Annotated in this window: 19 protein-coding genes; 17 read left to right on the top strand and 2 right to left on the bottom strand. The window is 67.6% G+C overall.

From position 1 onward, the window contains the following. The first annotated feature begins 112 nt into the window (after window positions 1–112). The 7 genes from CBM2594_RS13550 (at window position 113) to CBM2594_RS13520 (ending at window position 7,233) form a co-directional block, all read left to right on the top strand. Complete coding sequence (locus tag CBM2594_RS13550) at window positions 113–601, top strand: FKBP-type peptidyl-prolyl cis-trans isomerase (protein WP_116357278.1); 489 nt, start codon at window positions 113–115, stop codon at window positions 599–601. Between the two features lie 36 nt (window positions 602–637). Beyond that, window positions 638–1,603 (top strand): 4-hydroxy-3-methylbut-2-enyl diphosphate reductase, encoded by a 966-nt coding sequence (gene ispH / locus CBM2594_RS13545; protein ID WP_116357277.1) that lies wholly within the window; start codon window positions 638–640, stop codon window positions 1,601–1,603. 559 nt (window positions 1,604–2,162) lie between these two features. Further along, a complete protein-coding gene (locus CBM2594_RS13540; RefSeq protein ID WP_116357276.1) occupies window positions 2,163–3,374 on the top strand; it encodes a branched-chain amino acid ABC transporter substrate-binding protein in 1,212 nt (403 codons plus the stop codon). A gap of 213 nt (window positions 3,375–3,587) precedes the next feature. Then, window positions 3,588–4,523, top strand: a complete 936-nt coding sequence (locus tag CBM2594_RS13535) for a branched-chain amino acid ABC transporter permease (protein ID WP_116357275.1) — start codon at window positions 3,588–3,590, stop codon at window positions 4,521–4,523. A 13-nt stretch (window positions 4,524–4,536) separates the two neighbouring features. Further along, a complete protein-coding gene (locus CBM2594_RS13530) occupies window positions 4,537–5,694 on the top strand; it encodes an ABC transporter permease subunit (RefSeq protein WP_116357274.1) in 1,158 nt (385 codons plus the stop codon). A gap of 13 nt (window positions 5,695–5,707) precedes the next feature. Beyond that, a complete protein-coding gene (locus CBM2594_RS13525) occupies window positions 5,708–6,484 on the top strand; it encodes an ABC transporter ATP-binding protein (RefSeq protein WP_116357273.1) in 777 nt (258 codons plus the stop codon). A 32-nt stretch (window positions 6,485–6,516) separates the two neighbouring features. Further along, the gene (locus CBM2594_RS13520) at window positions 6,517–7,233 is read left to right on the top strand and encodes an ABC transporter ATP-binding protein (protein WP_116357272.1); all 717 of its coding nucleotides are present in this window, start codon (window positions 6,517–6,519) and stop codon (window positions 7,231–7,233) included. Window positions 7,234–7,512: 279 nt separating this feature from the next. Here the strand turns inward: CBM2594_RS13520 and CBM2594_RS13515 are convergent, their stop codons facing one another. After that, a complete protein-coding gene (locus CBM2594_RS13515) occupies window positions 7,513–8,700 on the bottom strand; it encodes an acetylornithine transaminase (RefSeq protein ID WP_116357271.1) in 1,188 nt (395 codons plus the stop codon). 280 nt (window positions 8,701–8,980) lie between these two features. Then, window positions 8,981–10,039, bottom strand: a complete 1,059-nt coding sequence (locus tag CBM2594_RS13510) for a CDP-6-deoxy-delta-3,4-glucoseen reductase (protein ID WP_116357270.1) — start codon at window positions 10,037–10,039, stop codon at window positions 8,981–8,983. A gap of 9 nt (window positions 10,040–10,048) precedes the next feature. On the opposite strand from CBM2594_RS13510, the gene CBM2594_RS13505 reads away from it, so the two are divergent. The 10 genes from CBM2594_RS13505 to CBM2594_RS13460 all read left to right on the top strand — a co-directional run bounded on the left by CBM2594_RS13505 (window position 10,049) and on the right by CBM2594_RS13460 (window position 21,505). Further along, the gene (locus tag CBM2594_RS13505; RefSeq protein WP_116357269.1) at window positions 10,049–11,089 is read left to right on the top strand and encodes an NAD-dependent epimerase/dehydratase family protein; all 1,041 of its coding nucleotides are present in this window, start codon (window positions 10,049–10,051) and stop codon (window positions 11,087–11,089) included. A gap of 308 nt (window positions 11,090–11,397) precedes the next feature. After that, window positions 11,398–12,366 (top strand): ABC transporter substrate-binding protein, encoded by a 969-nt coding sequence (locus CBM2594_RS13500; RefSeq protein WP_116357268.1) that lies wholly within the window; start codon window positions 11,398–11,400, stop codon window positions 12,364–12,366. Between the two features lie 27 nt (window positions 12,367–12,393). After that, window positions 12,394–13,263: an ABC transporter permease gene (locus CBM2594_RS13495; protein ID WP_116357267.1), complete on the top strand. Its 870-nt coding sequence runs from the start codon at window positions 12,394–12,396 to the stop codon at window positions 13,261–13,263. After that, window positions 13,260–14,039 carry an ABC transporter ATP-binding protein gene (locus CBM2594_RS13490; RefSeq protein ID WP_012353726.1) on the top strand — a complete coding sequence of 260 codons (780 nt, stop codon included), beginning with the start codon at window positions 13,260–13,262 and terminating at the stop codon, window positions 14,037–14,039. Before CBM2594_RS13495 ends, CBM2594_RS13490 begins: the two co-directional genes overlap by 4 nt. A gap of 6 nt (window positions 14,040–14,045) precedes the next feature. Continuing rightward, window positions 14,046–14,807, top strand: a complete 762-nt coding sequence (gene hutC / locus CBM2594_RS13485; RefSeq protein ID WP_018008004.1) for a histidine utilization repressor — start codon at window positions 14,046–14,048, stop codon at window positions 14,805–14,807. Between the two features lie 75 nt (window positions 14,808–14,882). Next, window positions 14,883–16,457, top strand: coding sequence for a histidine ammonia-lyase (gene hutH, locus CBM2594_RS13480; RefSeq protein ID WP_116357266.1), 1,575 nt, complete (start codon window positions 14,883–14,885; stop codon window positions 16,455–16,457). A 92-nt stretch (window positions 16,458–16,549) separates the two neighbouring features. Then, window positions 16,550–18,250: a urocanate hydratase gene (gene hutU / locus CBM2594_RS13475; protein WP_116357265.1), complete on the top strand. Its 1,701-nt coding sequence runs from the start codon at window positions 16,550–16,552 to the stop codon at window positions 18,248–18,250. Beyond that, on the top strand, window positions 18,247–18,849 hold the full coding sequence (locus tag CBM2594_RS13470; RefSeq protein WP_116357264.1) for a HutD/Ves family protein: 603 nt from the start codon (window positions 18,247–18,249) through the stop codon (window positions 18,847–18,849). The genes hutU and CBM2594_RS13470 overlap by 4 nt, the downstream gene beginning before the upstream one ends. Next, window positions 18,846–20,102, top strand: coding sequence for an imidazolonepropionase (gene hutI, locus CBM2594_RS13465; protein ID WP_116357263.1), 1,257 nt, complete (start codon window positions 18,846–18,848; stop codon window positions 20,100–20,102). Before CBM2594_RS13470 ends, hutI begins: the two co-directional genes overlap by 4 nt. Next, on the top strand, window positions 20,099–21,505 hold the full coding sequence (locus CBM2594_RS13460) for a formimidoylglutamate deiminase (protein WP_116357262.1): 1,407 nt from the start codon (window positions 20,099–20,101) through the stop codon (window positions 21,503–21,505). Before hutI ends, CBM2594_RS13460 begins: the two co-directional genes overlap by 4 nt. Window positions 21,506–21,532 lie beyond the last annotated feature (27 nt).

Genomic DNA, 21,532 nt, shown 5'->3' with positions numbered 1-21,532 from the left:
GATGGTATTTTTGTGAAGGCTTGAGCCGTATGCGGGGAAACCCGCACGTACGGTTCTTAGGGGGGAGTGGGCCAGCGATGGCCTGCTCCTACCCTACCCTGGTTGATCACCCATGAATTTGCAAACTTTCGCGTCGGAAGCCGACGGCGGCACGGCTGGCCGCAAGACTGTCCAGGCCGACTCTTTCCTGACCCTGCACTACAGCATCGCGCTCGAAAACGGCACCGAGGTCGTCAGCACGTTCGAGGAGAAGCCTGCCACGCTGCTGCTGGGGCAGGGCCAGTTCGCGCCGACGCTCGAGCAGGCGCTGCTGGGCATGCCCGAAGGCGAGCGCATGACCTACCGCCTGGCGCCGGAGCAGGCCTTCGGGCCGCGCAACGCCGAACTGCTGCAGTGGGTGTCGCTGGCCACGCTGCGCGAGAACAGCTCGTTCGAAGAGGACTACAGCCCGGGCGACCTGGTCGAGTTCAACGCGCCCGGCGGCGGCAAGTACGCCGGCGTGCTCAAGGAGATCGGCGCGACCGCCGCGCTGTTCGACTTCAACCATCCGCTGGCCGGGCAGACCATCCTGTTCGACGTGCAGCTGATCGGCATTCTCTGAACCGTCGCCACGCCGAACCCGTCCGGATACCGCCGCATGCCTGACCTGACCCCCGCACCCGACGCCGAAATCCTGATGGCCCAGCCGCGCGGCTTCTGCGCCGGCGTGGACCGCGCCATCGAGATCGTCGAGCGCGCGCTCGAGCGCTTCGGCGCCCCCATCTACGTCCGTCACGAAATCGTCCACAACGCCTATGTGGTGGCCGACCTGCGCCGCAAGGGCGCGGTCTTCGTGCGCGAGCTCGACGAGGTGCCGGCCGGCGCCACCGTCATCTTCAGCGCCCATGGCGTGTCGCGCGAAGTGCGCGAAGACGCTGCCCGGCGCGGCCTGCACGTGTTCGATGCCACCTGCCCGCTGGTGACCAAGGTGCATGTGGAAGTGAGCAAGCTGCGCGCGCAGGGCTGCGAGATCGTGATGATCGGCCATCGCGGCCACCCGGAGGTCGAAGGCACCATGGGCCAGGCCAACGGCGGCATGGTGCTGGTGGAGTCGGTCGCCGATGTCCGGACGCTGCAGATCGCCGATCCGGCGCGGCTGGCCTATGTCACCCAGACCACGCTGTCGGTGGACGAGACCCGCGAGATCGTCGCCGCGCTCAAGGCCCGCTTTCCGGAAATCCGCGAGCCCAAGAAGCAGGACATCTGCTATGCCACGCAAAACCGCCAGGACGCGGTGAAGTTCATGGCGCCGCAGGTGGAAGTGGTGATCGTGGTGGGCAGCCCCAACAGCTCCAACTCCAACCGCCTGCGCGAGCTGGCCGAGCGCCTGGGCGTGCCGGCCTACATGGTCGACGCGCCCGAGCAGGTGCGGCCCGAGTGGGTTGCCGGCAAGCGCCGCATCGGCCTGACCGCGGGGGCCTCGGCGCCCGAGGCGCTGGCCCAGTCGATCGTCGAGCGCCTGCGCGAACTCGGTGCGCGCCAGGTGCGTCCGCTCGACGGCATCGAGGAGAACATGGCCTTCCCGCTGCCGCGCGGCTTGCTGCCCACCAGCGCAGCGGCCTGAAGAACGCCGCGCGGGCGTGCCCGCCGCACCCGCATGGCCTGATAAAAGGGCGCCGCTGTTTGCGGCGCCCTTTTTGTTTCTGGCTTCAGCTGGCTTGCCGATAATGCCCGCGGCTGGTGCCTGGCATGGTGGGGAATGGTGCCGGGCGCAAATCAGGGTAATCCCCGAAGCTGGGGTTTTCCCTATTATGGTGCGGCGCTACATTCTGCACATTAGAGAGAAGCACCAGCTAAATTAAATGAAACGCCTAATTAATAAACGTGCATTATGGGTGGTGCCGGCGATGCTTCCTTGCCGCCTGCGGCGGCGCAGGCACGGTTCTTGTAAGAAGGAGGGACGGCCGCGTCATGTGAGCGGGAATTGCCGCAATCTGTGCATTGGGGAAATTCCCTAGCTCAAATGCGCGGTAAATCGTCAAGGATGTTGCGTCGCGTATTGCATCGACTAAGAAAGGGGATACAATGCGCGCGTTTCAAATTGAAACTAAACAAAGGCGGTCCAGGGAAACGTCCGGGCGGCGTTGCAAATCCCTGTTTTTGTGAATCCTAGGAGATCACTCATGCAAATCACGTTTGCCAAGATTCTGCCGATCGCGGCCGCAGTGGCGCTGGTCGCAGCTTGCGGCAAGAAGGAAGACAAGCCGGCGGATCCGGCTGCTTCGGCGCCGGCGGCAGCGGCTCCCGCAGCGCCTGCGGCCGGTGGCGGCGAGACCGTCGTCAAGATCGGCCACGCGGCCCCGCTGACCGGCGGCATTGCGCACCTTGGCAAGGACAACGAAAACGGCGCCCGCCTGGCCGTGGAAGAAGTCAACAAGTCCGGCCTGGAAGTCGGTGGCAAGAAGGTCAAGCTGGAACTGATCGGCGAAGACGATGCCGCCGACCCGAAGACCGGCACCGCCGTGGCGCAGAAGCTGGTCGATGCCAGGGTCGTCGCCGTGGTCGGCCACCTGAACTCGGGCGTGTCGATCCCGGCGTCGAAGATCTACAGCGATGCCGGCATCGTGCAGATCTCGCCGTCTTCGACCAACCCGGACTACACCAAGCAGGGCTTCAAGACCACCTACCGCGTGGTGGCCACCGACGCCCAGCAGGGCCCGGCCCTGGCCAACTACGCCGCCAAGACCCTGAACGCCAAGAGCGTGGCGATCGTCGACGATGCCACCGCCTACGGCAAGGGCCTGGCCGACGAGTTCGAGAAGACCGCCAAGGCCGCCGGCGTGAACGTGGTCGCGCGTGAAGCCACCAACGACAAGGCCACGGACTTCAAGGCCATCCTGACCAAGATCAAGGGCAAGAAGCCGGACGTGATCATGTACGGCGGCATGGACGCCACCGGCGGCCCGTTCGCCAAGCAGGCCAAGGAACTGGGCATCGGTGCCAAGATCGTCGGCGGCGACGGCGTCTGCACCGACAAGGTGGCCGAGCTGGCCGGCGATGCCGTGACCAACATCATCTGCTCCGAGGCCGGCCTGGCCCTGTCGCGGATGGAAAAGGGCGCGGACTTCGACAAGCGCTACCAGTCCCGCTTCAATGCGCCGGTGCAGATCTACGCGCCGTTCACGTATGACGCGGTGATGGTCGTCGTCGACGCCATGAAGCGCGCCAACTCGACCGAACCGGCTGCCATCCTGGCCGAAATGCCCAAGACCAACTACAAGGGCGTGATCGGCAACATCGCCTTCGACGAGAAGGGCGACATGAAGGAAGGCACCATCACGCTGTACGAGTACAAGGACAAGAAGAAGTCCGTCCTCGACGTCGTGAAGATGTAATCTGGGCTTACCGGCCCATCCGAACGGCACCGTGAGTATTTTGCGGTGCCGTTCTTTTTAGCCTCGCCTAATGTAGAAGCATCCTTACCATGGATGGAACAGGGCAGGCCGCTCACCAGCAAACCAACCACCGCAACGTTACCCATCACACACCAGGGTCCCCCCGGCATCCACACCATGCCGTAAGGTCAGGGACTTGAAGCAGGAGTTTTCATGGATATCTTTATCCAGCAGATCGTGAACGGTCTGGTGCTCGGCAGCATCTATGCGCTGATCGCACTGGGCTACACCATGGTCTACGGCATTCTCGGCATCATCAACTTCGCCCACGGCGACGTGCTGATGATCGGCGCGCTGACTGCCCTGTCAGCCATCCTCGGATTACAGAAGTTCGCTCCCGGCCTGCCTGAATGGCTGACGCTGGTGATCGCCACGCTGATCGCGATGCCGGTCTGCGCGATCCTGTCCTATTCGATCGAGCGGGTCGCCTACCGGCCATTGCGCAATGCGCCGCGGCTGGCCCCGCTGATCACCGCGATCGGGGTTTCCATCATTCTGCAGACGATGGGCATGCTGATCTGGTCGCGCAACCCGCTGACGTTCCCGCAGTTGCTGCCGTCGGAGCCGATCGACATCGGTACCACCGGCGCCACCATCACCGGCAAGGAGATGGTCATCATCGGCATGGCCGTGATGGTGATGTCCGGCCTGCTGGCGCTGGTCAACCGCACCAAGCTCGGCCGCGCCATGCGCGCCACCGCCGAGAACCAGAAGGTGGCCGGCCTGATGGGCGTGAACCCCAATTTCGTCATTTCCGCCACCTTCATGATCGGCGCCACGCTGGCCGCGCTGGCCGGCGTGATGATGGCCACCAACTACGGCAATGCCCACTTCTACATGGGCTTCATCCCCGGACTGAAGGCGTTCACCGCCGCGGTGCTGGGCGGCATCGGCAACCTGGCGGGCGCCATGGTCGGCGGCATGCTGCTGGGACTGATCGAGGCGCTCGGCGCCGGCTACATCGGCGACCTGACCAATGGCGTGTTCGGCTCGAACTACCAGGACGTCTTTGCCTTCATCGTACTGATCACCGTGCTCGTCTTCCGTCCGTCCGGCATCATGGGCGAACGCGTGGCGGATCGCGCCTGAGGAGAGCGAATCCATGAATACTCCGATTCCATCCACGGCCGCGGTCGCGGCGCCGACCAAGGTGCCGGCCAAGACCCTGGCCGCACTGATCGGCTTCCTGGTGGTCGCGCTGTGCGCACCGTTCATCGTCCAGACCCTGGGCGGCAACTACTGGGTCCGCGTGCTCGACTTTGCGCTGCTGTACATCATGCTGGCGCTGGGCCTGAACATCGTGGTCGGCTTTGCCGGCCTGCTCGACCTGGGCTATATCGCGTTCTACGCGGTAGGCGCCTACATGATGGCGCTGCTCGGCTCGCCGCATCTGGCGAACCAGTTCGAGTGGATCCAGCAGCTGTTCCCCACCGGCGTGCACCTGTCGATGTGGTTCGTGCTGCCGCTCGCCATCCTGGTGGCCGCCACCTTCGGCGTGCTGCTGGGGGCGCCGACGCTCAAGCTGCGCGGCGACTACCTGGCCATCGTCACGCTGGGCTTCGGCGAGATCATCCGTATCTTCATGAACAACCTGGACCGCCCGGTGAACATCACCAACGGTCCCAAGGGCATTACCGCGGTCGACCCCGTGCATATCTTCGGCTTCGATTTCTCGAAGTCGCACGAGATCTTCGGGCTCAAGTTCTCGCCGGTGTTCATGTACTACTACCTGCTGGTGTTCCTGGTCATCGTGATCGTGTTCGTGTGCCTGCGCCTGCAGACCTCGCGCATCGGCCGCGCCTGGGTGGCCATCCGCGAAGACGAGATCGCCGCCAAGGCGATGGGCATCAACACCCGCAACATCAAGCTGCTCGCGTTCGCCATGGGCGCGTCGTTCGGCGGCGCGTCGGGCGCGGTGTTCGGCGCGTTCCAGGGCTTCGTCTCGCCGGAATCGTTCACGCTGTGGGAATCGATCTACGTGCTGGCGATCGTGGTGCTGGGCGGCATGGGCCATATCCCGGGCGTGATCCTGGGCGGCGTGCTGCTGGTGGGCTTCCAGGAACTGCTGCGCGTGGTGGCCGAGCCGATGCAGACCGGCCTGTTCGGCCAGGTGATCGTCGATGCCGAGGTGCTGCGCCAGCTGCTGTTCGGGCTGGCGCTGGTGGGGGTGATGCTGTACCGCCCCGCCGGCATCTGGCCGTCGCCGCGCAAGGAAGACCGCCCGGTGGTGCGCCGTCCGGGCAGCGTGGGCCGTTTCTGACCAGGAGGACAATATGAGCAACAACGATTTCCTCCTGTCCGTGCAGGGGGTCAACAAGCGTTTCGGCGGCCTGCAGGCACTGTCCGACGTGGGGCTGCAGATCAAGCCGGGCGAGATCTACGGGCTGATCGGCCCCAACGGCGCCGGCAAGACCACCTTCTTCAACGTCATCACCGGCCTGTACACGCCGGATTCGGGCGAGTTCGTGCTGGGCGGCAAGCCCTACCAGCCGACCGCCGTGCACGAGGTGGCCAAGGCCGGCATTGCGCGCACATTCCAGAACATCCGCCTGTTCGGCGACATGACCGCGCTCGAGAACGTGATGGTCGGGCGCCACGTGCGCTCCAAGGCCGGCGTGTTCGGCGCGATCTTCCGCCCGCCCTCGGTGCGGCGCGAGGAAGAGGGCATCGAAGACATGGCGCATGACCTGCTCGACTACGTCGGCATCGGCAAGTACGCCAACTTCACCGCGCGCAACCTGTCGTACGGCCACCAGCGGCGCCTGGAGATCGCGCGCGCGCTGGCGACCGAGCCCAAGCTGCTGGCGCTGGACGAGCCGGCCGCCGGCATGAACGCGACCGAGAAGGTGGAGCTGCGCGGCCTGCTCGACAAGATCAAGAACGACGGCAGGACCATCCTGCTGATCGAGCACGACGTCAAGCTGGTGATGGGGCTGTGCAACCGCATGACGGTGCTGGACTACGGCAAAGTGATTGCCCAGGGCCTGCCGCACGAGGTGCAGAACAACCCCGCGGTGATCGAGGCCTACCTCGGCACCTCGGCGCACTGATGGCGGGAGCGGACGTAATGAATCAGCCTGCAATGAAACAGACAGTACTGAAGATCTCCGGCCTGAAGGTTGCCTACGGCGGCATCCAGGCCGTCAAGGGCATCGACCTGGAAATCCAGGACGGCGAACTGGTCACGCTGATCGGCGCCAACGGCGCCGGCAAGACCACCACCATGAAGGCCATTACCGGCCTGCAGGGCTGGGCCGGCGGCGACGTGGAATACATGGGCAAGTCGATCAAGGGCGTGCCCAGCTATGCGCTGCTCAAGCAGGGCCTGGCGATGGTGCCGGAAGGCCGCGGCGTGTTCGCGCGCATGACCATCACCGAGAACCTGCAGATGGGCGCCTACACGCGCAACGACGACGCCGGCATCAAGGCCGATGTCGAGCGCATGTTCGGCATCTTCCCGCGGCTGAAGGAGCGCGCCAACCAGCTGGCGGGCACCATGTCGGGCGGCGAGCAGCAGATGCTGGCGATGGCGCGCGCGCTGATGAGCCAGCCCAAGGTGCTGCTGCTGGACGAGCCGTCGATGGGCCTGTCGCCGATCATGGTGGAGAAGATCTTCGAGGTCGTGCGCGACATCTCGGCGCAGGGCGTGACTGTGCTGCTGGTCGAGCAGAACGCGCGACTCGCGCTGCAGGCCGCGCACCGCGGCTATGTGATGGAGTCCGGCCTGATCACCATGAGCGGAGAGGCCAGCCAGATGCTGGACGATCCGAAGGTGCGGGCGGCATACCTGGGCGAGTAAAGGCCCCGGCAAGAGCGGGCGGTTCTGGGTGCTCCCAAGCCGCGCGAACTAGCCCGAGCAAGGTGTTCTCCCTCTCCCCTCATGGGGAGAGGGTTGGGGTGAGGGGTGGTCTAGCTGGGAACCCCATCAAGCAGGGCCAACGGTTTTTATAAGCTCGTAGCGCCGGCAAACGCCTGCCCTCACCCCCAACCCCTCTCCCGCAAGCGGGAGAGGGGAGCAAACCTGCGTATGCAAGGTTTGCAGCAGTCCTCACGCCTCGCCTTGCGCGAGGCTTTTTTGTCAGGCCAGCTTCTTCAGCAGCGTGCGCAGCATGCCGATCATCTGGTCGATCTCTTCGCGCGAGACGTTCAGCGCTGGCATGAAGCGCAACAGGTTGGCGCGCGGCGCGTTCAGCAGCAGGCCTTGCGGGGCCATGTCGCGCGCTTCTTCCACCAGCTGCGGGCCGATGTCCTTGCCCAGCAGCAGCGCGCGCAGCAGGCCTTCGCCGCGTTCGCCGCCCAGGCCGAACTCGGCCGACAGCGCCAGCAGCTGTTCCTTCAGGTATTCGCCCTTGGCCTTGACGTCGTCGAGGAAGCCGGGCGCGGTCAGCTGTTCGATCACGGCGCTGCCGACCGCGGTCATCAGCGGGTTGCCGTTGTAGGTGCCGCCCTGGTCGCCGGCCTCGAAGCTGGCGACCTCGGCCTTGCACAGCAGCGCCGACAGCGGCACGCCGCCGCCGATGCCCTTGCCCAGCGTCATGATGTCCGGCTCGACGCCCGACAGCTCGTACGCGAACAGCGTGCCGCAGCGGCCGCAGCCGGCCTGCACTTCATCGACGATAAACAGCAGCTTGTGCTTGTCGGCGAGCGCGCGCAGGCCCTGCATGAATTCGCGCGTGGCGGGAATCACGCCGCCTTCGCCCTGCACCGGCTCGAGCATGATGCCGACGGTCTTGTCGGTGATCAGCTTCTCGACCGAGGCCAGGTCGTTCAGCTCGGCGCGCGGGAAGCCCGGCACCTGCGGCGCGAAGATGGTGTCCCAGCCGGCCTTGCCCGACGCGCTCATGGTGGCGAGCGTGCGGCCATGGAAGCTGTGGTCCATGGTGATGATCTCGTAGGCGCCGTCCTTGTGCTTGCGGCCCCATTTGCGCGCCAGCTTGATCGCGCCCTCGTTGGCCTCGGCGCCGCTGTTGGCGAAGAAGACCTTGTCGAAGCAGCTGTGATCGGTCAGCTGTTTGGCAAGCCGCAGCATCGGCTCGTTGTAGAACGCCGGGCTCGGGTTGATGATTTTCTTCGACTGCTCGACCAGCGCGTCGATCATGCCCTGGTTGGAATGGCCCAGGCAGTTCACCGCCCAGCCCTGCACGAAGTCCAGGTAGCGCTTGCCGTTGTGGTCCGTCAGCCAGGAGCCCTTGCCTTCGGTGAACACGAGTTCGGGGCGGTTGGTGATGTACATCAGGGATTGGACGGGATACTCAGCAAATGCCATGGCGGACTCCAGGGGTCGGCGTGTAACGATGGACGGACGGGCGCGCAAGACGCAACCAAAACAAAAAGCCACGGGGGTTGCCCGTGGCTCGTTGACATGAACAGACGCAGTCGACGGTCAGCCGCGCGGCACCCCAGCGGGGAGCGACGTACGGAAGCTGCGGCGTCGGTTGAAGGTCGTGTGCATGCGGGCAAATATAAGGCGCACGGGCCCGGGTGTCAAAACGAATTTTGGCGGGCCCGGGCATTGTTGCGCTGGCGGAACGGCGCGCGGGCGGCCCTCAGGCCGCCGGCGTGGCCGGATGCATGTCGGCCTCGGAGGTGAACGAGTCGGCGAAGAACGCGTCTTCGTGCAGCTTGCACTGGCGCGTGAAGTCGCCGCGCGCGGCGTTGATCATCACCGGCGCGCCGCAGGCATAGACCTCGTGGCCCGACAGGTCGGGATGGTCGGCGATCACCGCCTGGTGGACGAAGCCGGTGCGGCCCTGCCAGTTGTCTTCCGGCAGCGCGTCGGAAACCACCGGCACGTACTGGAAGTTGGGCAGGTCGCGCGCCCACTGCTCGGCCAGCGCGTGCATGTACAGGTCCTTCGGGCGGCGCCCGCCCCAGTACAGCGTCATCGGGCGCTTGATGCCGGTGTAGGCGGCATGCTCGACGATGGCCTTGATCGGGGCGAAGCCGGTGCCGGAAGCCAGCAGGATGATCGGCGCCTCGGATTCCTCGCGCAGGAAGAAGCTGCCCAGCGGGCCTTCGAAGCGCAGGATGTCGCGCTCCTTCATGGCCGGCTGGCCTTCCTTCGCGCCGAACACGTAGTCGGTGAAGGCGCCGCCCGGCATATGGCGGATATGCAGTTCGATCGGGCCGTCCTCATGCGGCGGCGTGGCGATCGAGTAGCTGCGGCGCTTGCCGTCGCGCAGCAGGAATTCGACGTACTGGCCGGCCAGGTACTGCATGCGCTCGGTCGCCGGCAACTGCAGCTTGATCGCGATCACGTCGTCGGCCAGGCGTTCCAGCGAGGTCACGCGGCACGGCACCTTCTTGATCGGGATGTCGCCCGCGCCGTGGACCTCGCGGCATTCGATGGTGACGTCCGAGGCGGCATTGGCGCAGCAGAACAGCGCGCGGCCCTCGGTCTTTTCCTGTGCGGTCAGCGCCGACGGGGCATGGTCGCCCTGCACGATGCTGCCTTCGAGCACGCGGCCCTTGCACGAACCGCAGGCGCCGTTCTTGCAGCCGTAGGGCAGCCCGATGCTGTGGCGCAGGGCCGCGCCGAGGATGGTTTCGTCCGCGGCCACTTCAAACTTGTGGCCGCTGGGCATGACGGTTACTTGATAAGCCATAATCGGTCTATGAGCCAAATTCTGTCGAAGCTGCAGCCCGCGCGATTCCCGCAACCACCGCAGCCACCGCAAACCGCACGGCTGCCGGCGCCGTCGCGCCGGCTGGGCCGCCCGCGCCTGCTGATCGTCGGCTGCGGCGATGTGGGGACGCGCTGCCTGCGTATCCTGTCGTCGCGCATGCGTGTCTTCGCCGTGACCTCGCAGCCGGCACGCCGCGCCGAACTGCGTGCCGCCGGCGCGGTGCCGCTGGTGGCGGACCTGGACCGGCCGGCCACGCTGGCACGGCTGCGCGGGCTGGCCACGCGGGTGCTGGACCTGGCGCCGCCGCCCGGGCAGGGCGAAGGCGATCCGCGTACGCGTGCACTGCTCGCCATATTGCGCCGGACCACATGGCGCCGGACCGCCTGGCGCCGTGCCAGGACGGCGGCCGGCATGCTGCCCGGCGAGCCCGCCATTCTACCCGACCGGTCCCGGCCCCGCGCTGCGTTTGTCTATGCCAGCACCACCGGCGTCTACGGCGACCGGCAGGGCGCGCGCGTGGCCGAATTCCACGCCGTGCGCCCGCAGACCGCGCGCGCGCGCCGCCGCGTCGCCGCCGAACAGGCGGTGCGCGCCTTCGGCCGCGACGCCGGCTGGCGCGCCAGCGTGGTGCGCATCCCCGGCATCTACGCCGAAGACCGCCTGCCGCTGGCGCGGCTCAAGCGCGGCACGCCGGCCCTGGTGCCGCAGGACGACGTCTACACCAGCCACATCCATGCCGACGACCTCGCCCGCATCATGGTGGCGGCGCTGTTCCGCGGCCGCCCGCAGCGCGTGGTCCACGCCAGCGACGATACCGAGCTGCGCATGGCGGACTACTTCGACCTCGTCGCCGAGCGCCGCGGCCTGCCGCGCCCGCCCCGCATCACGCGCGGCGAGGCGCTGCAGGTGATCGACAAGACCCTGCTGAGCTTCATGAGCGAATCGCGCCGGCTCGACAACCGCCGGCTCAAGCGCGAACTGCGCCTGCGGCTGCGCTATCCCACCGTCGCCGACTTCTTCGGCGCCTGATCCCCTGCACAGCCTCCCCGCGCCGCTGGCACGGGGCTTGCTGCCTCGCGGTGTCGTCTTGTTCCTGTCTATACAGCAACACTTTCCACGCGCCTGAATGGTGCCAGCGCAGCGTGCGTTGGTGCAGGACGGTGCCGGGCCCGAAAACGACTTCCCCAATGGAATGCGCTTTTTAAGGCCATTATCCGCCGGGTTGCTTGGTGGAAGCCCTACGTTGACTTGTATATACAGGCATTGTTTAATGCCCGGAAACGAGCACGGCCGCACGCATGGCCCGCCGTCGACGGACACACCAAAGGAGCGTACAGATGAGGAATCCAGGCAGGTTTCGCGGTCGGGTGGCAGGGCAGTTCGTGGTGCTGGCTGCGGCCCTGGCCGCCGGCGTGGCGCAGGCGCAGAACACGCCGGTGACGCTGGGCATGAGCGGCTGGACCGGCTTTGCGCCGCTGACGCTGGCCGACAAGGCCGGCATCTTCAAGAAGAACGGGGTCGACGTCGAGATCAAGATGATCCCGCAGAAGGACCGCCACCTGGCGCTGGCGTCCGGCGCGATCCAGTGCGCTGCCACCACCGTGGAAACCCATGTGGCGTGGAATGCCAACGGCGTGCCGATCACCCAGATCGTGCAGCTGGACAAGTCCTACGGCGCCGACGGCCTGGCCGTGCGCGCCGACGTGAAGAGCTTTGCCGACCTGAAGGGCAAGACCATCGGCGTCGATGCGCCGGGCACCGCGCCGTACTTCGGGCTGGCCTGGATGCTGAAGAAGAATGGGATGTCGCTCAAGGACGTCAGGACCACCACGCTGTCGCCGCAGGCGGCGGCGCAGGCCTTCGTCGCGGGGCAGAACGACGGCGCCATGACCTATGAGCCGTACCTGTCGACGGTGCGCCAGAACCCGGACAAGGGCAAGATCCTGGCCACCACGCTCGACTACCCGATGGTGACCGACACGCTCGGCTGCGCCCCCAAGTGGCTCAAGGACAATCCCAAGGCCGCGCAGGCGCTGGTCGACAGCTACTTCGAGGCGCTTGAAATGATCCGCAAGGAGCCGGCCAGGGCCAACGACATCATGGGCGCGGCGGTCAAGCAGACCGGCGAGCAGTTCGCCAAGTCGTCGGCGTACCTGCGCTGGCAGGACCGCGAGGCCAACAAGAAATTCTTCGAGGGCGAGCTCGCCAGCTTCAGCAAGGAAGCCGCCGCGGTGCTGCTGGACATCGGCGTGATCCGCCAGGTGCCGGACGTGACCAAGCTGTACGACGCGCGTTTCCTCAAGTAACCGGCAGCTCTCAGGAGGCGTGACGCCATGACGCAAGCCCATATTGGTTCACCCGCCCCGGCCGCCGCCGTGGCGGCCCCTGCCGCCGGGGAAGCGCCGGTGCGCCGGCGCCATCCGTGGCTGGCGCCGCTGGTGCCGGTGGCGCCCAACACCCGCTGGATGCTGGGCCTGTCCTTCTTCGTGCTGTTCTTCGGCGTGTGGGCCGTGGTCACGCTGGGCGGCCTGGTGCCGCGCACGTTCCTGGCCGACCCGATGACGATGGCCAGGGAGGGCGTGACCCTGTTCACCGAGTACAACTTCATCGGCGACATCGGCATGACCGTGTGGCGGGTGGTCGGCGGCTTCGTGCTGGCGGCGGTGATCGCGGTGCCGCTGGGCATCTTCATGGGCGCGTACAAGGCGGCCGAGGCCTTCTTCGAGCCCTTTGTCTCGTTCTGCCGCTACCTGCCCGCGTCGGCCTTCATCCCGCTGCTGATCCTGTGGGCCGGCATCGGCGAAGCGCAGAAGCTGCTGGTGATCTTCATCGGCTCGTTCTTCCAGATCGTGCTGATGGTGGCGGTGGCGGTCGGCGGCGCGCGCAAGGACCTGGTCGAGGCCGCGTACACGCTGGGCGCCAACAGCGCCGGCATCGTGCGGCGCGTGCTGATCCCGGGCGCGGCGCCGGAAATCGCCGAGATCCTGCGGCTGGTGCTGGGCTGGGCCTGGACCTACGTGATCGTGGCCGAACTGATCGGCTCGTCGTCGGGCATCGGGCACATGATTACCGACAGCCAGGCGCTGCTCAATACCGGGCAGATCATCTTCGGCATCATCGTGATCGGCTGCATCGGCCTGGTCTCGGACCTTGTCTTCAAGCGCGCCAACCAGCGCCTGTTCCCGTGGAGTTCGATCCAATGAGCGCACTGTCCATCCAGCAGGTCTCGCGGACCTTCTCCAACCCGCGCGGCGGCCAGACGCTGGCGCTGCAGCCGGTCGACTTCGAAGTGCGCGACAACGACTTCGTCACCATCCTGGGCCCGTCGGGCTGCGGCAAGTCCACGCTGCTGCGCATCGTCGCGGGCCTGGATACGCCGACCAGCGGGCGCGTGCTGCTCGACGGCCAGCCGGTGTTCGCGCCGGGCGCGGACCGCGGCATGGTGTTCCAGTCGTACACGCTGTTCCCGTGGCTGACGATCGAGCAGAACGTGCGCTTCGGCCTGCGCGAGCGCGGCATGAGCGCGGCCGAGCAGAAGGAGCGCAGCGACTTCTTTATCCAGCGCGTGGGGCTGCGCGGCTTCGAGCACCACTTCCCCAAGCAGCTGTCCGGCGGCATGCAGCAGCGCACCGCGATCGCGCGGGCGCTGGCCAACGACCCCAAGATCCTGCTGCTCGACGAACCCTTCGGCGCGCTCGACAACCAGACCCGGGTGCTGATGCAGGAGTTGCTGCTGGGGATCTGGGAGGCGTCGCGCAAGACGGTATTATTCGTGACCCACGATATCGACGAGGCCATCTTCATGGCCAACCGGGTGGCGGTGTTTTCCGCCAGGCCGGGTCGGATCAAGAGCGAGATCGCGGTCGATTTCCCGCACCCGCGCCATTACACGATCAAGACCACGCCGGAGTTTTCCGCGCTCAAGGCGCGGCTGACCGAGGAAATCCGCGCCGAGGCCATGGCCGCGGCCGAGCACTGAAACGATATGAACCACGCCGCCGGCACCCCGACCTCTGCTTCTGCCTCTCCCACCGCGCTCTACCAGCAGGTGAAGGAGTACATCGCCCGCCAGATCCAGAGCGGCGCGTGGCAGCCGGGCGACCGGGTGCCGTCGGAGCAGGAGCTGGTGAACCGCTTCGGCGTCTCGCGCATGACCGTCAACCGCGCGCTGCGCGAGCTGCAGGAGCAGGGCCGGGTGGTGCGCGTCGCCGGCGTGGGCACCTTCGTCGCCGAGCACAAGCCGCAGTCGACGCTGCTGTCGGTGGTCAACCTGCAGGACGAGATCCGCATGCGCGGCCATGACTACGCCTGCGACGTGATCCTGGTCGAGCGCGTCTCGGCGTCGATCGAGGTGGCCGCGGCGCTGGAGCTGCGCACCGGCGAGTCGGTGTTCCATTCCGTCTGCGTGCACCGCGAGGACGGCGTGCCGGTGCAGCTGGAAGACCGCTACGTCAACCCGCGCGTGGCGCCGGATTTCATCACGCAGGATTTCAGCGCGACCCAGCCCGGCGAATACCTGCTGCGCCACGTGCCGTACGACCAGGTCGAGCATGTGGTCGACGCCATCGCCGCCACGCCGGAACAGGCCGCGCAACTGGAAATGCCGCCCACGCAGGCCTGCCTGATGCTGACGCGCCGCACCTGGACCAACGGCGTGCCGGTGACTTTCGTGCGGTGCCTGCACCCGGGCAACCGCTACCGCCTCGGCAGCCGCTTCCGCGCCGACGGCAATCCCGCTTTCGGCTGATTCCACCCGAGTCCGCCTGACGCTTCTTTTTTGACTAAGCTGTTTACCTCAAGCTGTATAGACAGGAACATACAAATGACTGCCAGCTCACATGACCAAGCCACCCGTCCGCTGCTGACGCTGCAGCCGGGCCAAGTCACCCTGGCCGACCTGCGCCGCATCTATCGCGGCGAAGTGCGCCTGGCCATGGCCGATTCCGCCTGGGCCGGCGTGCGCGCCGCGCAGGCCACGGTGCAGGACATCATCGACGCCGACGCCGTGGTCTACGGCATCAACACCGGCTTCGGCAAGCTGGCGCAGACCCGCATCCCCAACGACAAGCTGGCGCAGCTGCAGCGCAACCTGGTGCTGTCGCACAGCGTCGGCACCGGCCCGGACCTGGCCGAGGACACGGTGCGCCTGGTCCTGGCCACCAAGGCGGTCAGCCTGGCGCGCGGCCATTCCGGCGTGCGGCCCGAGCTGATCGAGGCGCTGCTGGCGCTGGTCAACCACGGCGTGACACCGTGCATCCCGGCCAAGGGCTCGGTGGGCGCGTCGGGCGACCTGGCGCCGCTGGCGCATATGTCGTGCACGCTGATCGGCGTGGGCGAGGTGCTGGTCGACGGCAAGCGCGTGCCGGCCGCCGAAGGCCTGGCGCGTGCCGGCCTGCAGGCCTTCGAGCTGGGCCCCAAGGAAGGCCTGGCGCTGCTCAATGGCACGCAGGTGTCGACCGCGCTGGCGCTGGCCGGCCTGTTCGCCGCCGAAGACGCGTTTGCCGCGGGCCTGGTCGCCGGCGCGTTGTCGCTGGAGGCGATCAAGGGCTCGGTCAAGCCGTTCGATGCCCGCATCCATGCCGCCCGCGGCCAGGCCGGCCAGATCGCCGTGGCCGGCGCGGTGCGCGCGATGCTCGACGGCAGCGAGATCGTCGATTCGCACAAGGCCTGCGGCCGCGTGCAGGACCCGTACTCGATCCGCTGCCAGCCGCAGGTGATGGGCGCGTGCCTGGACAACCTGCAGCACGCCGCGCGCATCCTGCAGATCGAAGCCAACGCGGCGTCCGACAACCCGCTGGTGTTCCCGGAGCAGGGCGACGTGGTCTCCGGCGGCAACTTCCACGCCGAGCCGGTGGCCTTCGCCGCCGACATCCTCGCGCTGGCAATCGCCGAGATCGGCGCGATCTCCGAGCGCAGGCTGGCGCTGCTGCTCGATACCGGCCTGTCCGGCCTGCCGCCGTTCCTGGTGCGCGACGGGGGCCTGAACTCCGGCTTCATGATCGCGCAGGTCACCGCCGCCGCGCTGGCGTCGGAGAACAAGTCGCTGGCGCATCCGTCCAGCGTCGACAGCCTGCCGACCTCGGCCAACCAGGAAGACCATGTGTCGATGGCCACCTACGGCGCGCGCCGGCTGGGCGAGATGGCGGCGAACACCGCGGTAGTGGTCGGGATCGAGGCGATGGCGGCGGCGCAGGGGATCGAGTTCCACCGGCCGCTGAAGTCGTCGCCGCTGGTCGAAACCGAACTGGCGCGCATCCGTGCGCGGGTGGATTTTGTGGAAGGCGACCGTTACCTGGCGCCGGATATTGAAGCGATGAAGCAGTGGGTGGTGCAGGGCGATGCGGGGGCTGGATGGCCTGCGGCGGTCAGGGCGATCTTGCCGACCAACGCGGGTTGACGCGCCTGCCAGCGCATCCACAAGCAACCCCGCACCAAGTGGCAACAGCAATCGATCGCGCCACAAGCACGATCCAAAAAGGAGAACAACACATGAACGCTCCCGAATCCCAATCCCTGCAACGCGGCCAGCGCGAGATCCGCGCCCCGCGCGGCACCCAGCTGCACTGCAAGAACTGGCTGATCGAAGCCGCCTACCGCATGATCCAGAACAACCTGGATCCCGACGTGGCCGAGCGCCCGCAGGACCTGGTGGTCTACGGCGGCATCGGCAAGGCCGCGCGCAACTGGGAATGCTTCGACGCCATCCTCGACAGCCTGCGCCGCCTGAATGAGGACGAGTCGCTGCTGGTGCAGTCCGGCAAGCCGGTTGGCGTGTTCCGCACCCACGCCGATGCGCCGCGCGTGCTGATCGCCAACTCCAACCTGGTGCCGCACTGGGCCAACTGGGACAAGTTCAACGAACTCGACCGCGCCGGGCTGATGATGTACGGCCAGATGACCGCGGGCTCGTGGATCTACATCGGCACGCAGGGCATCGTGCAGGGCACCTATGAGACCTTTGTCGAGGCCGGCCGCCAGCACTACAACGGCGACCTGTCGGGCAAGTGGATCCTGACCGCGGGCCTCGGCGGCATGGGCGGCGCGCAGCCGCTGGCCGGCGTGCTCGCCGGCGCGTGCGTGCTGGCGATCGAATGCCAGGAGTCGCGCATCGACTTCCGCCTGCGCACGCGCTATCTGGACAAGAAGGCCACCACGCTGGATGAAGCGCTGGCGATGATCGCCGAGGCCACGGCAAAGAAGGAAGCGATCTCGGTCGGCTTGCTCGGCAATGCCGCCGACATCGTGCCGGAACTGGCAAAGCGCGCGCAGGGCGGCGGCATGCGCCCGCATATCGTGACCGACCAGACCTCGGCGCACGACCTCGTCAATGGCTACCTGCCGCAAGGCTGGACCGTCGCGCAGTGGGAGCACGCGCGCCAGCACGATCCCAAGTCGGTGGAGGCCGCCGCGCGTCCGTCCATCGTCAAACACGTGCAGGCCATGCTCGACTTCCAGAAGATGGGCGTGCCGACGGTCGACTACGGCAACAACATCCGCCAGGTGGCGTTCGACGAAGGCGTGCGCAACGCCTTCGATTTCCCCGGTTTCGTGCCGGCCTATATCCGCCCGCTGTTCTGCCGCGGCAAGGGCCCGTTCCGCTGGGTTGCGCTGTCGGGCGATCCGGAAGATATCTACAAGACCGACGCCAGGATGAAGGAACTGTTCCCCGACGACAAGCCGCTGCACCGCTGGCTCGACATGGCGCACGACCGCATCGCGTTCCAGGGCCTGCCGGCGCGGATCTGCTGGGTGGGGCTGGACGAGCGCCACCGAGCCGGGCTGGCCTTCAACGAGATGGTGAAGTCGGGCGAGCTGAAGGCGCCGGTGGTGATCGGTCGCGACCACCTGGACTGCGGCTCGGTGGCATCGCCCAACCGCGAGACCGAAGCCATGCGCGACGGCTCCGACGCGGTGTCCGACTGGCCGCTGCTGAACGCGCTGCTGAATACCGCGGGAGGCGCCACCTGGGTCAGCCTGCACCATGGCGGTGGCGTCGGCATGGGCTTCTCGCAGCATGCCGGCGTGGTGATCGTATGCGACGGCACCGACGCGGCGGCAAAACGCATCGAGCGCGTGCTGTGGAACGACCCGGCCACCGGCGTGATGCGCCATGCGGATGCGGGCTATGAACTCGCCATCGAATGCGCGCACGAGAAGGGCCTGGACCTGCCGATGGTGAAGAACGTATGAGTGCAAACCTGCCGCAGCGCTTCGCGCTGGCACAGATCGCCCCGACCCGGTGGAAGAACGGCGGCGGCAACACGCGCGAGATCGCGGTGTGGCCGCCGGGCGCCGGCATGGATGACTTCGTGTGGCGGCTGAGCGTGGCCGATATCGAGGCGGACGGGCCGTTCTCGCCGTTCCCCGGCATTGATCGCCAGATCGTGCTGCTCGAGGGCGCCGGCGTGACGCTGGCCGCCGATGACGGCAGCTTCAGCCACCGGCTCGCGCAGCCCGGCGAGCCGTACGCCTTCTCTGGCGACACAGGCCTGCAGGCCGCGCTGCTCGATGGCGCCACGCGCGACTTCAACGTGATGACGCGCCGGGGCCAGTGCCGCGCGCGTGTCGATGCGTTCCGGCAGGGGTTTGCCGTCAACACCGGCGCCCATACCGTCTGCGTGTTTGCCGTCAGCGGCGCATGGCAGGCGCAGGACGCCGCGATCTCGCTGCAGGCGGGCGAGGGCGCGCTGTATGGCGCCGCGCCGACCGCATCGACGCAATCATTCGAACCTGTGGGCGACGGCGCGCTCTGCCTTAGCGTCACCCTTGAAACGGAGCCGGGCCAATGACGCTGCCACCTGTATCGCCGGCGGCCAGCGCGGACGGCGTCTGGCACAACTGCCACCTGCTGCCCGATGCCGATCCGGCGCAGGCAATCCGCGATGCCGCGCTTGTCGTCGAGCAGGGACGTATCGCGTGGCTCGGCGCAGCCGCCGACATGCCGCGGGCATACGGCGTCTTGCCGCGTCACGACGCCAACGGTGCCTGGATCACCCCGGGCCTGGTCGACTGCCACACGCACCTGGTCTATGGCGGCCAGCGCGCCGACGAGTTCGCGATGCGGCTGGCCGGCGCCGGCTATGAAGAGATCGCGCGCGCCGGCGGCGGCATCGTCTCTACCGTGCGCGCCACCCGCGCCGCCGACGAAGACACGCTGTTCGCGCAGGCCGCCGCGCGGCTGCAGCCGCTGCTGGCCGAGGGCGTGACCGCGATCGAGATCAAGTCGGGCTACGGCCTCAGCCTTGAAGCCGAGCGCAAGCAGTTGCGCGTGGCGCGGCGGCTGGGCGAGCAGTTCGGCGTCTCGGTCCACACCACCTTCCTCGGCGCGCATGCGTTGCCGCCGGAATACGCGGGCCGTGCCGATGACTACATCGACCTGGTCTGCGACACGATGCTGCCGGCGCTGGCCCAGGAAGGGCTGGTCGATGCCGTCGATGCGTTCTGCGAGTCGATCGGCTTCTCGATCGCGCAGACCGAACGCGTGTTCGACGCCGCCGCACGGCACGGACTGCGCGTCAAGCTGCATGCGGAGCAGCTCAGCAATCTCGGCGGCGCCGCGCTGGCCGCGCGCCATCGCGCGTTGTCCGCGGACCATCTCGAACATCTCGATGAGGCCGGCGTCGCGGCGATGGCCGAGGCCGGCACCGTGGCCGTGCTGCTGCCCGGCGCCTACTACTTCCTGCGCGACACCAACCTGCCGCCGGTCGCGCTGCTGCGCCAGGACGGCGTGCCGATGGCGATCTCCACCGACCACAACCCGGGCACGTCGCCGGTGACCTCGCTGCTGCTGATGATGAATATGGCCTGCACGCTGTTCCGCCTGACCGTGCCGGAAGCGCTGGCCGGCGTGACCGTGCATGCGGCGCGCGCACTGGGCGCCGCCGACCGGCACGGCAGGCTCGCGGCAGGACGCGTTGCCGACTTCGCGCTGTGGCGCATCGATTCGCCGGCCGAGCTGGCCTACTGGTTCGGGCGCAACCCGGTGGCGACGGTGGTGCGGCAGGGCCGCGTTTATCACGCCCACGGAGGCGCATCGGCATGAGCGCTACACAACTGCTCGCACCTTTCGCGCTGCTGCCGTCCGGCTGGGCGCGCGATGTGCTGCTCGCATGGGACGAACAGGGCCGCTTCACCACCGTGCAGCCTGACGCCACGCCGGCTGCCGGCGTGCCGCGCGCAGTGGGCCCGGTGCTGCCCGGCATGCCGAACCTGCACTCGCACGCCTTCCAGCGCGGCTTTGCCGGCCTGACGGAATACCGCAGCCGTGCGCAGGGCGACGATCCCGCCGGCGCCGATTCCTTCTGGAGCTGGCGCACGCTGATGTACCGCTTCGCGCAGCGGCTTTCGCCCGACACGCTGGAAGCGGTTGCCACCCAGCTCTATATCGAGATGCTGCGCGCGGGCTACACCAGCGTGTGCGAGTTCCACTACGTGCATCACGACGAGGGCGGCAGGCCCTATGCCGATGCCGCCGAGATGTCGCTGCGGCTGCTGCGCGCGGCGCAGCGCACCGGCATCGGCATGACGCTGCTGCCGGTGCTGTACCAGACCGCCGGTTTTGGCGGCAAGCCGCCGCTGGAAGGGCAGCGGCGCTTCCTGCACGACACCGATGCGATGCTGAAGCTGCTGGAACGGCTGCGCCCGGCGTGCGCACAGTCGGGCGCGCGCCTTGGGCTGGCACCGCACTCGCTGCGCGCGGTGCCGGAGCAAAGCCTGGTGCACGCCGTGGCGGGACTGCGGGCCATCGATGCGCAGGCGCCCATTCATATCCATATCGCCGAACAGCAGAAGGAAGTCGACGACTGCATCGCGTGGTCGGGCACGCGCCCGGTGACGTGGCTGTTCGATCATGTCGAGGTCGATGCGCGCTGGTGCCTGGTGCATGCGACGCATATGGACTGGGACGAGCGCCGGCGCCTTGCGCACAGCGGCGCGGTGGCCGGCATCTGCCCGACCACCGAGGCCAACCTGGGCGACGGCGTGTTCGAGGCCGCACCCTACCTGGCGCAGCACGGCGCCTGGGGCATCGGCTCGGACAGCCATGCCAGCGTCAGCGTGGCGGAGGAACTGCGGCTGTTCGAGTACGGGCAGCGGCTGGGGCTGCAGCGGCGCAACGTGCTGGCGTCCGACACGCACGCGCAGGTGGCGGACCGCCTGTACCTCGAAGCGGTGGCCGGTGGCGCGCGTGCGTCGGGCCGCGCGGTGGCCGGACTGGCAGCGGGCCAGCAGGCCGACTTCGTCGTGCTCGACGGCGCGCATCCGACGCTGGCGGGACTCGACGGGTCGCAGGCGCTGGCCACGCATGTGTTCGCCAGCCACGGCCATGAGACACTAGCGGATGTCCGCACCGCCGGCCGCAGCCGCGTGCAGCATGGCGCGCATCCGCTGCAGGCGGAGGCCGGACGCCTGTTCATCGCGGCGCGCGCCAGCCTGCTGGCCGACTGAAACCGGGCGCACGCCCACTGCATCGCA

The sequence above is a fragment of the Cupriavidus taiwanensis genome (genome assembly GCF_900249755.1).
Lineage (GTDB): Bacteria > Pseudomonadota > Gammaproteobacteria > Burkholderiales > Burkholderiaceae > Cupriavidus > Cupriavidus taiwanensis_D.
This window is presented reverse-complemented; position numbering and strand designations above follow the sequence as displayed.

Bases quoted from the DNA above. Each gene is read 5' to 3' on its own strand.
- CBM2594_RS13550 (WP_116357278.1), top strand. From the start codon at position 113: ATGAATTTGCAAACTTTCGCGTCGGAAGCCGACGGCGGCACGGCTGGC.
- ispH (WP_116357277.1), top strand. From the start codon at position 638: ATGCCTGACCTGACCCCCGCACCCGACGCCGAAATCCTGATGGCCCAG.
- CBM2594_RS13540 (WP_116357276.1), top strand. From the start codon at position 2,163: ATGCAAATCACGTTTGCCAAGATTCTGCCGATCGCGGCCGCAGTGGCG.
- CBM2594_RS13535 (WP_116357275.1), top strand. From the start codon at position 3,588: ATGGATATCTTTATCCAGCAGATCGTGAACGGTCTGGTGCTCGGCAGC.
- CBM2594_RS13530 (WP_116357274.1), top strand. From the start codon at position 4,537: ATGAATACTCCGATTCCATCCACGGCCGCGGTCGCGGCGCCGACCAAG.
- CBM2594_RS13525 (WP_116357273.1), top strand. From the start codon at position 5,708: ATGAGCAACAACGATTTCCTCCTGTCCGTGCAGGGGGTCAACAAGCGT.
- CBM2594_RS13520 (WP_116357272.1), top strand. From the start codon at position 6,517: ATGAAACAGACAGTACTGAAGATCTCCGGCCTGAAGGTTGCCTACGGC.
- CBM2594_RS13515 (WP_116357271.1), bottom strand. From the start codon at position 8,700: ATGGCATTTGCTGAGTATCCCGTCCAATCCCTGATGTACATCACCAAC.
- CBM2594_RS13510 (WP_116357270.1), bottom strand. From the start codon at position 10,039: ATGGCTTATCAAGTAACCGTCATGCCCAGCGGCCACAAGTTTGAAGTG.
- CBM2594_RS13505 (WP_116357269.1), top strand. From the start codon at position 10,049: ATGAGCCAAATTCTGTCGAAGCTGCAGCCCGCGCGATTCCCGCAACCA.
- CBM2594_RS13500 (WP_116357268.1), top strand. From the start codon at position 11,398: ATGAGGAATCCAGGCAGGTTTCGCGGTCGGGTGGCAGGGCAGTTCGTG.
- CBM2594_RS13495 (WP_116357267.1), top strand. From the start codon at position 12,394: ATGACGCAAGCCCATATTGGTTCACCCGCCCCGGCCGCCGCCGTGGCG.
- CBM2594_RS13490 (WP_012353726.1), top strand. From the start codon at position 13,260: ATGAGCGCACTGTCCATCCAGCAGGTCTCGCGGACCTTCTCCAACCCG.
- hutC (WP_018008004.1), top strand. From the start codon at position 14,046: ATGAACCACGCCGCCGGCACCCCGACCTCTGCTTCTGCCTCTCCCACC.
- hutH (WP_116357266.1), top strand. From the start codon at position 14,883: ATGACTGCCAGCTCACATGACCAAGCCACCCGTCCGCTGCTGACGCTG.
- hutU (WP_116357265.1), top strand. From the start codon at position 16,550: ATGAACGCTCCCGAATCCCAATCCCTGCAACGCGGCCAGCGCGAGATC.
- CBM2594_RS13470 (WP_116357264.1), top strand. From the start codon at position 18,247: ATGAGTGCAAACCTGCCGCAGCGCTTCGCGCTGGCACAGATCGCCCCG.
- hutI (WP_116357263.1), top strand. From the start codon at position 18,846: ATGACGCTGCCACCTGTATCGCCGGCGGCCAGCGCGGACGGCGTCTGG.
- CBM2594_RS13460 (WP_116357262.1), top strand. From the start codon at position 20,099: ATGAGCGCTACACAACTGCTCGCACCTTTCGCGCTGCTGCCGTCCGGC.